The 11,834-nt window shown below is 71.0% G+C and carries 11 protein-coding genes; 7 read left to right on the top strand and 4 right to left on the bottom strand.

Features of this window, described 5'->3' with window-relative positions; genetic code table 11:
- Window positions 1-47 precede the first annotated feature (47 nt).
- Window positions 48-983: a L,D-transpeptidase family protein gene (locus ABR738_RS25460; RefSeq protein WP_350232270.1), complete on the top strand. Its 936-nt coding sequence runs from the start codon at window positions 48-50 to the stop codon at window positions 981-983.
- 376 nt (window positions 984-1,359) lie between these two features.
- On the opposite strand, the gene ABR738_RS25455 is transcribed toward ABR738_RS25460, so the two are convergent.
- The 3 genes from ABR738_RS25455 to ABR738_RS25445 all read right to left on the bottom strand — a co-directional run bounded on the left by ABR738_RS25455 (window position 1,360) and on the right by ABR738_RS25445 (window position 5,254).
- Window positions 1,360-2,388 carry a hypothetical protein gene (locus ABR738_RS25455; RefSeq protein WP_350232269.1) on the bottom strand — a complete coding sequence of 343 codons (1,029 nt, stop codon included), beginning with the start codon at window positions 2,386-2,388 and terminating at the stop codon, window positions 1,360-1,362.
- The gene (locus ABR738_RS25450) at window positions 2,388-3,050 is read right to left on the bottom strand and encodes an RNA polymerase sigma factor (protein WP_350234733.1); all 663 of its coding nucleotides are present in this window, start codon (window positions 3,048-3,050) and stop codon (window positions 2,388-2,390) included. The genes ABR738_RS25455 and ABR738_RS25450 overlap by 1 nt, the downstream gene beginning before the upstream one ends.
- A gap of 641 nt (window positions 3,051-3,691) precedes the next feature.
- The gene (locus ABR738_RS25445; protein WP_350234732.1) at window positions 3,692-5,254 is read right to left on the bottom strand and encodes a beta-N-acetylhexosaminidase; all 1,563 of its coding nucleotides are present in this window, start codon (window positions 5,252-5,254) and stop codon (window positions 3,692-3,694) included.
- Between the two features lie 681 nt (window positions 5,255-5,935).
- Here ABR738_RS25445 and ABR738_RS25440 point away from each other — a divergent pair.
- The 5 genes from ABR738_RS25440 (at window position 5,936) to ABR738_RS25420 (ending at window position 10,163) form a co-directional block, all read left to right on the top strand.
- Window positions 5,936-6,565, top strand: a complete 630-nt coding sequence (locus ABR738_RS25440) for a 2-oxo-4-hydroxy-4-carboxy-5-ureidoimidazoline decarboxylase (RefSeq protein WP_502964243.1) — start codon at window positions 5,936-5,938, stop codon at window positions 6,563-6,565.
- A 167-nt stretch (window positions 6,566-6,732) separates the two neighbouring features.
- Entirely contained in the window at window positions 6,733-7,113 is a 381-nt protein-coding gene (gene sdhC / locus ABR738_RS25435; protein WP_350232268.1) for a succinate dehydrogenase, cytochrome b556 subunit, read from the top strand.
- An 8-nt stretch (window positions 7,114-7,121) separates the two neighbouring features.
- On the top strand, window positions 7,122-7,601 hold the full coding sequence (locus tag ABR738_RS25430; protein WP_350232267.1) for a succinate dehydrogenase hydrophobic membrane anchor subunit: 480 nt from the start codon (window positions 7,122-7,124) through the stop codon (window positions 7,599-7,601).
- Between the two features lie 31 nt (window positions 7,602-7,632).
- Window positions 7,633-9,387 carry a succinate dehydrogenase flavoprotein subunit gene (gene sdhA / locus ABR738_RS25425; RefSeq protein ID WP_350232266.1) on the top strand — a complete coding sequence of 585 codons (1,755 nt, stop codon included), beginning with the start codon at window positions 7,633-7,635 and terminating at the stop codon, window positions 9,385-9,387.
- On the top strand, window positions 9,387-10,163 hold the full coding sequence (locus ABR738_RS25420; protein WP_350232265.1) for a succinate dehydrogenase iron-sulfur subunit: 777 nt from the start codon (window positions 9,387-9,389) through the stop codon (window positions 10,161-10,163). Before sdhA ends, ABR738_RS25420 begins: the two co-directional genes overlap by 1 nt.
- A gap of 111 nt (window positions 10,164-10,274) precedes the next feature.
- On the opposite strand, the gene ABR738_RS25415 is transcribed toward ABR738_RS25420, so the two are convergent.
- Window positions 10,275-10,727, bottom strand: a complete 453-nt coding sequence (locus tag ABR738_RS25415; protein ID WP_350234729.1) for an Lrp/AsnC family transcriptional regulator — start codon at window positions 10,725-10,727, stop codon at window positions 10,275-10,277.
- A gap of 85 nt (window positions 10,728-10,812) precedes the next feature.
- Between ABR738_RS25415 and ABR738_RS25410 the strand changes: the two genes are divergently transcribed.
- Window positions 10,813-11,739 carry an SMP-30/gluconolactonase/LRE family protein gene (locus tag ABR738_RS25410; protein WP_350232264.1) on the top strand — a complete coding sequence of 309 codons (927 nt, stop codon included), beginning with the start codon at window positions 10,813-10,815 and terminating at the stop codon, window positions 11,737-11,739.
- The last annotated feature ends 95 nt before the right edge of the window (window positions 11,740-11,834 follow it).

The raw sequence follows: 11,834 nt of genomic DNA, 5'->3' as shown, positions 1-11,834 counted from the left end.
CGCCGGGAAACTGTCTAGGGGGACACCAGAGAATCAGGGGGCGACGCATGCGCCGGAACCACCGCACCACTCTCATAGCCCAAACCCTCACCGCGACCGCCGTCATCGCGGCGGCCGTGGGATGCGGTCCACAGAGCGCCGGGGCCGGCGCGAAAGCTCCGGCCGCCCCGGGCGCACCCTCGGCGCCGTCCACCGCGCCGTCCACACCCGCGCCACCGGCCGCGTCCGCGTCGGCGGCCACCGACGACAAACCCGCGACTCCGGCCGGGGCCGTCGCCGAACCGGCGGCGGAGCCGACGGCCAAAGCGGCGGCCAAACCGGCGGCCAAGGCCGACCCCGAGCCCGCGCCCAAGGTCTTGATGGCGAACGGCTCCAAGGGCGCCCAGGTCAAGGAGCTCCAGGCCCGGCTCGCCCAGATCGGCTGGTTCGACGACACCCCGACGGGCACATACGGCGCGGCGACCACCGCCGCCGTCAAGGGCTTCCAGGGCAAACGCGGGCTCCCGGCGACGGGCAGCACGGACAGCGTGACCTGGGCCAAGCTGCTCGGCATGACGACCGAGCCGACGGCCGGGGAGCTGGCGGGCCGCGCGGTCAACAAGCCGGCCGTCAAGCTCGACCCGCGCTGCCTGACGGGCCACGCGATCTGCATCAGCAAGACGAGCCGCACCCTGTCCTGGGTGGTCGACGGCACGGTGCGCTCGACGATGGACGTGCGTTTCGGCTCGCAGTACACGCCGACCCGCGAGGGCGTCTTCAAGGTCTTCGAGAAGAGCCGTGACCACGTCTCGACGATCTACCACACGGCCATGCCGTACGCGATGTTCTTCAGCGGCGGCCAGGCCGTGCACTACTCGTCCGACTTCGCCGCCCGTGGCTACAACGGCGCCTCCCACGGCTGCGTCAACGTCCGGGACAAGGCGAAGGTCGCGGCGCTGTTCGACCAGGTGAACATCGGCGACAAGGTCGTCGTGTACTGGTAGCGGCGCTCGGGCTCGGCGCGCGCCCGACGGTCACGAAGGGGGGCGCGGGCGGGACCGGGGGAACGTGTCCCGCCCGCGCCATTCGCGCGGAGCCGTGGGTACGGGGGGAACCCCGGCTCTTCTGCGCCGCCGATGACCAGTCGGCTCACTCAGTACTGCGCCGGCATCCCGAAAAACGTTACTGCGGGTTCTGGGAGGGGTTCTCGGACCGGTCCCGGGCCTGTTCCAGGCCGGCGCTCGGAGTGATGTCCGGTCCGGCGCTCGGACCGGTCCCGGGCCGGTTCCAGACCGGCTCGGACTGATTCCCGGACCGGCGCTCGGATTGGTCCCGGGACTCGGTCCGGCGCTGCGGCCAGGGCCACGTGTGCCCCGCCCCTCAGGTGCCGGCCGCTGTGCCGAGCGTGGGCGTGAGCAGGCCGAGGAGCGGACCCGGGCGGGCCATCGAGTTCTGCTTGCCGCCGCCACCGCCGCCGTTCTTGTTCCCGGCGCCGTCACCCTTGCCCTTGCCGCCGTCCGCTCCCCCGTGCTTGCCGCCCTTGCCACCGTCACTGCCGCCGCCGCTGCCGCCCTTGGCGCCACCGCCGCCCGCGCCGCCCTTGTCGTCGAGCAACAGGTCGCAGAACGCCTTCACGGCGGCCGGCCCGTGCGCGGCGGACTCCAGGTCGCGGCGCTTGTCCTGGTCGAGCCGGCCCGAGCGGTAGTCGCGGCAGTCCTCGGCCGTCCTGGCGAGCCACTGGCCGCCGCCCGCGTTCTCGTCGCTGTCGCCGGAGCCGCCCTGACGGGTGCCGTCGTCCGTTCCCCGGTCCGGGCTCGCGGCGGCGCTCGGCGCACCCTGGGTGCCCGAGGGGCCGGCGTCGTGCGTGGGCGCGGAAACGGAGGGCGTGGGCCGGCCCGGCGCCGGGGAGCCCGAGGGCAGCGGGTGCGAGGGGGAGGCGTCGAGGGGGCTGGGGGTCAGGTCGGCGGAGACGGTGGACGCGGGGGTGGGGTCCTGCTCGTCGGAGGCGAACGGCCCCGGCAGCACCCCGGTGCCCGCGGCGACGGCGACCCCGCCGAGCGTGCAGCAGGCCACCGCGGCGGCGATGCCGAGACGTACCGGCGCGAAGCGGCGCCGGCGCGGCGCGGCCACACCGGCGCCGTCCTTGACGTGTCCGATCCGCACGACGCCGAGGGCTTCGCCGGCGGTCGCGCTCGCGCTCCCGGCCCGGGCTTCGCGGAAGGCGGCGAGGGCGGCCGCCTCGCCGGGGAGTTCGGTGGTGGCCTGCTCGGGGCCGCGCAGGGAACGCAGCAGCCCGGCGAGCTCGGCGGCCTCGGCGCGGGCCCGCTCGTCGCCGGGCTCGGCTCCTTCGCCGCGCAGCAGTCGCTCGGCGGCATCCCCGTCAAGCCACTCGTGCCGCTCGTCAGCCATCACATGTCCTTCTGCGTCCGGGCCCGCGATTGCGTCACACCGCGTTCCGGCGCACGCTGCGACGGCACGGCACCCAGCTCCTCCGCGTCCTGGGCCACATCCCCCGGGGGGCCGTCCGCGCCGAGCAGTTCAGCAAGCCGCTTCAGGCCCCGGTGCGCGGCGGTCCGCACCGCGCCGGGCCGTTTGCCCAGGGTCAGCGCCGCGCTCTTCGCGTCGAGGCCGACCACCACGCGCAGGACCACGGCCTCGGCCTGGTCCTGCGGGAGCTGGGCGATGAGCGCCATCGTACGTCCGGTGCCGAGCGCTTCCATCGCCTCGTCGGCGGTGTCCGACTCCGCGGGCCGGTTGGCCAGCTCGCTCTCGTCGCCGCCGCCCGCGGGCCTGCGGCCGCGCATCCGGATGTGGTCGAGGGCCCGGTTGCGGGCGATGCGGGCGGCCCAGCCCCGGAAGCGGTCGGCGTCGCCCTCGAAGCGGTCGAGGTCGCGCGCGATCTGGAGCCAGGCCTCGGAGGCCACGTCCTCGGTGTCGGGTTCGCCGACCAGTGTCCGGATGTAGCCGAGCAGGCGTGGGTGCACAGCGCGGTAGACGGTACGGAAGGCTTCCTCGTCCCCGTCCTGCGCCCTGAGCACCGCGGCGGTCAGCTCCGCGTCGTCCCCCAGCAATCCCTGCACCTTGTCCTGGCCGACTTTTCCGATGTCACCGCTGGTCGTCACGGCCGCGTCCCCGAACGCGAATCTGCACGCTACGGCCTCGGCGCCCCATAAGTCCACGACTTGTACAAGCTGCAACCAACCCGACAACCCGCTGTCACGACCCGCTGTCACAGCGCGCTGTGACAGAAAACGCACGCACGGCGCTGAAGAGAGTACGGGGTCGCCACAACGGCCCCGCCGGACGACGGCCGGGGCCTCTCCTGTGGGGGGTGGCGGCCCCGGCCGTCCTCCGGGCTCACCTGCCCTGACCTGGGGCGATGCATGCTTGCTGAGGTGAGTACCGACCTGCCCCGGCAGCGATCTCTGCCGACACGGCTCGAACCGAGCCGGCACGGCCTGGTCCAATACCGGCCGCCGCCGGCCACCCAATCCAACAGCAGTCAGGAAAAGTCAGGCCGGGCAGCAGGGCGTAGCGGCGGGTCCTCGCGCAGCGGGTACTCGGTCTCGGTGCGCGAATACACCGCCCGCCCCGGGTCCAGCGGCGTCCGGGCGCCTGTCAGGGGCCATCCGCAAAGCCCGGCAGGCCAGGGTCGGCGGGTCCGATCGTCGTCCTTGGGCCGGGCTGCCCGGGCTGCCCGCGCTGCGCGGGCTCAGCCCAGTCGGTCCGCGAGGGACTTGAATTCCTCCCAGGCCATGGCCGGCGGGCGGGTGTCCCAGAGCTTCTGGGCCGTCGCGCGCAGCGGCATCCGGATGCCGCGCGCCACCTGTTCCTCGGTCTGGGCGCCGGGGATGTCGCCCCAGACCGCGAAGCGGCCGCCCAGGATCTGGCCCGCGTACTTGGCGTCCACCGGCTTGGTCCCGCGCAGGACCAGCGGGGTCCACTCCTCGTAGATCCGCTTGCCCGTGGGGTACTTGAACGTGTTGGGCTCACCGAGCACGTAGTACAGGTACTCGTCGTTGAGGTTGACCATCCGGCGGCCCTCGGCGAGGAAGTCCTCGGGCGGGCGCGCCCCGTTCTCCTTGCCCGTCCAGTACTCCACCTCGCGGCCCTGGTCCGCGGCCACCTGGCCGTCGGGGAAGAAGCCGTCGTTCCACGCCTTGAAGGTGAGCCCCGCGTCGGCCGACCGCAGGGTCTCGGCGCGGTCGTTGAGCCAGCCCGTCGCCAGGTCCTTGATGTCCGCCTTCGGCCCGTACTTGTCACGGGCCGCGGCCGCGAGACCCGGATAGGTGGTTTCGGGAGTGGCCGGGGCCCGCACCACCAGCGCCTGGTACTCGTCACCGCCCAGATGCCAGTACGGCCCGGGGAAGAGATCGGCGTACTCCCGCAGCAGGTCGTCGACGATGCGCGCGGACGCGGGGTTGGCGATGTCGATGGCGCCCTTGACCGCCCTGCCGTCCTTGTCACGCAGCTGGAGGTCGGGGTGGGCGGCGATCACCGCGCCCAGGTGGCCCGGCGAGTCGATCTCGGGGACCACCGTGATGTGCAGCTTGGTGGCGAGCGACACGATCCGCTGGACGTCGCGCTTGCTGAGGTGGTCGCGCGAGACGATCTCGGGGTGGCTCTCGGATTCGATCCGGAAGGCCTGGTCGTCGGAGAAGTGCAGCCCGAGCTGGTTCATCTTCAGATCGGCCATCTGCCGCAGCTGGCCCTCGATCCAGGTCTCGGTGTACGGCTTGCGCGCGATGTCGAGGTTGAGGCCGCGCTGCGGCTTGTCGGGCCGGTCCTTGACGACGCCCTCGGGCATCACGCCGCCGCCCTTGAGCGCCTGCTTGAGGGTGCGGGTGCCGTAGAAGACCCCCGCGTCGTCGGCGCCCGTGATCCAGGCCCGGCGGTCGTGGGTGGTGAGTGTGTACGACTCGGGGACCACCTGCTGGCCGGCGGGCGGCGGGCTCAGGGAGAGCTCGATGTCCCCCGCGCGGGGCTGCCCGCCCAGCGCGTATGCGGCGCCCAGCTCCTGCGCGAACAGCTTTCCCTCGTCGGCGAGGCTTTCACTGCCGACGGCCACGATGACCCGGGACGAGCCGCCCGGCCGGAAGCCGGGGCCCCGGGCGGCGCGGTGCTCGCGCACCGAGGGGATCGTGCGGGGCGGGGAGGAGATCGGGTAGATCGAGGGCGTGGGCAGCGCCGACGCGAGGCTTCCGCTGTCGATGGGCCCGCCGTGGCCGCCCTGGGTGTCGTCGTCCGGCCAGACCGCGACGATCAGGGCCAGCATCGCCAGACAGACCAGAGCCACCCGAAGGACCAGCGCGCCGCGCCCCCGGGGCCGGTGCAGCCAGGCGGGCCTCGACCATGGCGCCCGGGGCCGGGAGGCGCGCACCCGGGACGGCGTGGGCGCTCGCTCGGGACCCCGCGACCACGGCATCCGGGGCCGTGACATCCTGAAACGCGACATCACTCAGAAACCTCCCGTCCTGCAAGAGTAAGGGCGGAACCGGCTCCGCCGGATACGGAACCGGCGTCCCCGGACGTGGATCCGGTTGCCCCGGATGTCGATCCGGCGTCCCCGGACATGAATCCAGTCGCCCCGGATGTCGTTCCGGCGTCCCCGGACGTGAATCCGGTCGCCCCGGGCTTGGGTCCGGCGTCCCCGGACGTGGATCCGGGCGTCCCAGGCATGAATCCGGCGTCCCGGGCATGGATCCGGTTGTCCCGGTCCCTGCCCGTACTGCCGGGCGGTGCTGGAATGCCGTGCCGGGAAGCTCGTCCACCGCGCGTCGCCCGGTTTTCACGTCCGGGTGAAATTTCGCGCAACAGTCGGGCGTCTCCCGCTCCACGTGGATAGCGTGGCGGCACTCCCACCTCTCGCGCCACTCCAGTCCCGCGGTCCGAGCCCGTCCGTCCCGCACCGCACCGCCCGCACCGCACCGTCCCGCGTGCATTCGAGGAGCCCACGCTGTCCAGCGATTCCCACCCCGGTCCCCGGAAGCGACCGCCGCCACTCCATCACACTCCTCGTGCCCAGGGGTGCGCGGCCATACCGCATCAGGTCCGTGGCACATCCGTTCCGCCGGCCCCGCAGCGCCCCGGCGGGCTCGACCGGTTCAACCACGCGGCACCCGGCGCCGCCGAGACCGCGCTGCTCGCCTGCTGCGCCAGCCGCCGCTGGGCCCTGCGGATCGCCGCCCACCGCCCCTACCCCGACCTGGACTCCCTGCTCGCCGCCGCCGACGAGGCCAGCTACGACCTGAGCGCGGCCGACCTCGCCGAGGCCCTGGCCGACGAGGTCTCGCCCTGCCTGCACGACAGCGCCCCGCAGGCCGCCCAGACGGCGCTCGCCGCGGCGCACGCCGCGTACGAGAGCAGCTTCCGGCACGCCTTCGTGATCTGCCTGGACGGCGTCGAGGCGGCCGAACAGCTGGACCGGGTGCTGACCGGGATCCGGGTCCGGATGAACAACGAACCGGACGAGGAGCGCTCGATCGCCGCCGACGAGCTGCGCCGCCTCGCGCGGGCCCGGCTCGCCCATCTCGTGGCATCCCATCCCGAACCCGGCACGGCGAGCACGGCCCACCGCGTCCTTTAGGCCGTACGAGGCTGTTTGATTGCCTGTTTGATCACACCTATGGACCCGGCGCGAGGGAACCGACATCGCGTCGCTACGATGACCGGGGCCGGTGGACCGTACCCGGCCGGGTCAGACCGACACTGAAGCCGGCCGACCCTCGAATACCGCTCCCGGAGGGTTCTTCCGTGCCGGCTGGAACGCTGTACCGCGGCCGGGAAGGAATGTGGTCCTGGGTGGCTCATCGAGTCACCGGCGTCCTCATTTTCTTCTTCCTGTTCGTCCACGTCCTCGACACCGCTCTCGTGCGCGTCTCCCCCGAGGCGTACGACAAGGTCGTGGCCACCTACAAGACGCCCATCGTCGCGTGTCTGGAATACGGCCTCGTCGCCGCCATCCTGTTCCACGCACTGAACGGCCTCCGCATCATCGCCGTCGACTTCTGGGCCAAGGGCCCGCGCTACCAGAAGCAGATGCTCTGGACCGTCGTCGGCGTCTGGGTCGTGCTGATGATCTGCGCGATCCTGCCGGTGCTCGGCCACGCCGCTCGTGAACTGTTCGGGAGCTGAGGACTGAGATGTCTGCCGAAACCTCTTCCGCCGCGATCGGTGAAGTCGAGGGCGCGAGCCTGTACGACGCCGAGCACCCGGCCCCGCTCATCGAGGCCCCGCGCCAGCGCACCAGGAAGACCCCGAAGTCGACCCGTACGAACTTCGAGCTGTACGGCTGGATGTTCATGCGGCTGTCCGGCATCGTGCTGGTCGTCCTGGTCCTTGGCCACCTGCTGATCCAGCTCGTCCTCGACGGCGGCGTCACCAAGATCGGCTTCGCGTTCGTCGCGGGCCGCTGGGCGTCCCCGTTCTGGCAGGTGTGGGACCTCGCCATGCTGTGGCTGGCCATGCTGCACGGCGCCAACGGCCTGCGCACCGTCATCAACGACTACGCGCAGCGGGACAACACCCGCTTCTGGCTGAAGATGCTGCTCTACACCGCCACGGTGTTCACCGTCCTGCTGGGCACGCTGGTGATCTTCACCTTCGACCCGAACATGCGCTAGTCCACGGGCTGAGGGACTGAGGAATTCAACGATGAAGATCCACAAGTACGACACCGTCATCGTCGGCGCCGGCGGCGCCGGTATGCGCGCGGCCATCGAGTCGACCAAGCGCAGCCGCACCGCGGTGCTGACCAAGCTCTACCCCACCCGCTCCCACACGGGCGCGGCGCAGGGCGGCATGGCCGCCGCGCTCGCCAACGTGGAGGAGGACAACTGGGAGTGGCACACCTTCGACACGATCAAGGGCGGCGACTACCTGGTCGACCAGGACGCCGCCGAGATCCTGGCGAAGGAGGCCATCGACGCCGTCCTCGACCTGGAGAAGATGGGCCTGCCCTTCGGCCGTACGCCCAAGGGTGAGATCGACCAGCGCCGGTTCGGCGGTCACTCCCGCAACCACGGCGAGGCCCCGGTCCGCCGTGCCTGCTACTCGGGCGACCGCACCGGCCACATGATCCTCCAGACCCTCTACCAGAACTGCATCAAGGAGGGCGTGGAGTTCTTCAACGAGTTCTACGTCCTCGATCAGCTCCTGGTCGAGGAGGACGGCGTCAAGAAGTCCGCCGGCGTCGTCGCCTACGAGCTGGCGACCGGCGAGATCCACGTCTTCCAGTCGAAGTCGGTCATCTACGCCTCCGGCGGCACCGGCAAGTTCTTCAAGGTGACGTCCAACGCCCACACCCTGACCGGTGACGGCCAGGCCGCGTGCTACCGCCGCGGGCTGCCCCTGGAGGACATGGAGTTCTTCCAGTTCCACCCGACGGGCATCTGGCGCATGGGCATCCTGCTCACGGAGGGCGCCCGCGGTGAGGGCGGCATCCTGCGCAACAAGGACGGCGAGCGCTTCATGGAGAAGTACGCGCCGGTCATGAAGGACCTCGCGTCCCGTGACGTCGTCTCGCGCTCCATCTACACCGAGATCCGTGAGGGCCGCGGCTGCGGTCCCGAGGGCGACCACGTCTACCTCGACCTCACGCACCTGCCGCCGGAGCAGCTGGACGCCAAGCTCCCGGACATCACCGAGTTCGCGCGCACCTACCTGGGCATCGAGCCGTACACGGACCCGATCCCGATCCAGCCCACCGCGCACTACGCCATGGGCGGCATCCCGACCAACGTCCAGGGTGAGGTCCTCAGCGACAACACCACGGTCGTGCCGGGTCTGTACGCGGCCGGCGAGGTCGCCTGTGTCTCCGTGCACGGCGCCAACCGTCTGGGCACCAACTCGCTCCTGGACATCAACGTGTTCGGCAAGCGCGCGGGCATCGCCGCCGCCGAGTACGCGCACACCGCGGACTTCGCCGAGCTTCCGGAGAACCCGGCGGCCATGGTCGAGGCCCAGGTCGCGAACCTGCTGTCGGCGACCGGCACCGAGCGCGTCGCGGTCATCCGCAAGGAGCTCCAGGAGACCATGGACGCCAACGTCATGGTCTTCCGCACCGAGCAGACGATCAAGACGGCGGTCGAGAAGATCGCCGAGCTGCGCGAGCGCTACAAGAACGTGTCCGTCCAGGACAAGGGCAAGCGGTTCAACACCGACCTCCTGGAGGCCATCGAGCTGGGCAACCTGCTCGACCTGGCCGAGGTCATGGCCGTCTCCGCCCTGGCGCGCAAGGAGTCCCGCGGCGGTCACTACCGCGAGGACTACCCCAACCGCGACGACGTCAACTTCATGCGCCACACCATGGCGTACCGCGAGGTCGCGGACGGCGGCAAGGACTCGATCCGACTCGACTACAAGCCCGTCGTCCAGACCCGCTACCAGCCGATGGAGCGTAAGTACTGATGGCAACCCCGACGATGGACAAGCCCGCCGCGGCCGGCGCGCCCGAGCCCGGCTTCGCCGACTCGCCGTACATCACGGTCACCTTCCGCATCCGTCGCTTCAACCCGGAGATCTCCGAGGAAGCGACGTGGGAGGACTTCCAGCTGGAGATCGACCCGAAGGAGCGCGTGCTCGACGGTCTCCACAAGATCAAGTGGGAGCTGGACGGTTCGCTGACCTTCCGTCGCTCGTGCGCCCACGGCATCTGCGGTTCCGACGCCATGCGCATCAACGGCAAGAACCGGCTCGCCTGCAAGACGCTGATCAAGGACATCAACCCCTCCAAGCCCATCACCATCGAGGCCATCAAGGGCCTCACGGTCCAGAAGGACCTGGTCGTGGACATGGAGCCGTTCTTCCAGGCGTACCGCGACGTGATGCCCTTCCTCATCACGAAGGGCAACGAGCCGACGCGCGAGCGTCTTCAGTCCCCCGAGGACCGCGAGCGCTTCGACGACACCACCAAGTGCATCCTGTGCGCGGCGTGCACGTCGTCCTGCCCGGTGTTCTGGAACGACGGGCAGTACTTCGGCCCGGCCGCGATCGTGAACGCGCACCGCTTCATCTTCGACAGCCGTGACGAGGCGGGCGAGCAGCGCCTGGAGATCCTGAACGACAAGGACGGCGTGTGGCGTTGCCGCACCACGTTCAACTGCACCGACGCGTGCCCGCGTGGCATCGAGGTCACCAAGGCCATCCAGGAAGTCAAGCGCGCTCTGATCACGCGCCGCTTCTGATCCCTGTACGGCTCGACGAGGGCCCCGCACCCGGGAGTTCGCTTCCGGGGGCGGGGCCCTCGTGCGTGCGACGGGTGCGCGCGGAGGGCGCCCCGGCCGCGCGCCCCGGCCTCACGTCCCAACGGCGCGCTCCGGTGAGAGGGGCCGCTCGAAGAACGTCTCCAGGGACACCGTCGCGTGGGTGCCGCTCACGCCGTCGATCGCGTAGAGGCGGCGCAGCACGTCCTGGAGCTGTTCGGTCGTCACCGTGCGGACCTTCACCAGGACCGAGGCGCTGCCCGCGATGACATGGGCCTCTTGGATCTCGGGTATCGCCGCGAAGGCGGCCGCCGATTCGCCCATCCACGCCGTCGAGTCGACCATCACGAACGCCAGCACGCCCTGGCCGAGGGCCCCGGGGTCCACCTCGATCGTCGTACGCCTGATGACGCCGCGCTCGCGCAGCTTGCGCACCCGCTCGTGGGCGGCGCCGGCCGACAGGCCCACCTCCTTGCCGAGCGCCGCGTACGCCGTCGTCGCGTCGTGTTGCAGCAGGGCGATCAGCCTTCGGTCGATCTCATCCACGTTTCCCATGGCCGAACCATATCTCGTTCTGACATAGTCGTCCTCGAACGAATGTGGTTCGGCATCACAGCACCTAGGGGAAATCGTGTCCGATCAGCTCCGCACTCCGTTGTACGAGATCCTTGACGAGCGGTTCCGCACCGGGCGGTGCGCCGCGGGGGACGACCGGCTCGAGACCCTGTACGACGGCTGCCGCTGGGCCGAAGGGCCGCTCTACCTGCCGGCCTGGCGGCAGTTCATCTGGAGCGACATTCCCAACGACCGGATGCTGCGCTGGGACGAGGAGAGCGGCGCGGTCTCGCTGTTCCGCTCCCCGGCCGGGCACCCCAACGGCAACACCCTCGACCGCGAGGGCCGGCTCATCACCTGTGAACAGGGCAACCGCCGGGTCACCCGCACCGAGCCCGACGGGCGCGTCACCGTGATCGCCGACCGCTTCGGGGGCAAGCGGTTCAACTCCCCCAACGACGCGGTCGTCCACTCCGACGGGTCCGTCTGGTTCTCCGACCCCGACTTCGGCATCACCAGCGACTACGAGGGCATCCGCGCCGAGCCCGAGCTCGACGGGTGCCACATCTACCGGGCCGACCCCGCGAGCGGCGAGGTACGGCTCGTCGCGGACGGGTTCAAGGCGCCCAACGGGCTGGTGTTCTCGCCCGACGAATCCCAGTTGTACGTGTCCGACACCCGGGGCGGCGTGATCCGCGTCTTCGACGTGCGGGCGGACGGCACGCTCGGCGACGGGAAGGTCTTCGCCGAGACCGCCGACGGCGTCAGCCGGTTCGACAACATCCGCTTCGACGACGGCGGGCGGCTCTGGGCGGCCGCCATGGCGGGCGGCGTGCACTGCTACGACCCCGACGGCACCCTCATCGGACGGCTGCGCGTCCCCGAGCCCGTCTCCAACATCACCTTCGGCGGCCCCAAGAACAACCGTCTGTTCATCACCGCCACCACCTCCCTCCACTCCCTGGTGATGAGCGTGACCGGGCTGCCGCGCGTGCGGGTCTGAACCCTCGCCGCCGGGCCGGGCCGGGTCCGATTAGGCTCGTGCCGTGCCAGCACAGAACGCGCCCGACGAGAGCGCCCGCGACGAGGACGGGCCGC

It is taken from the genome of Streptomyces sp. Edi4 (assembly GCF_040253615.1).
Lineage (GTDB): Bacteria > Actinomycetota > Actinomycetes > Streptomycetales > Streptomycetaceae > Streptomyces.
The sequence above is the reverse complement of the archived record's forward strand: the minus strand, read 5'-3'. Positions and strand labels throughout refer to the sequence as shown.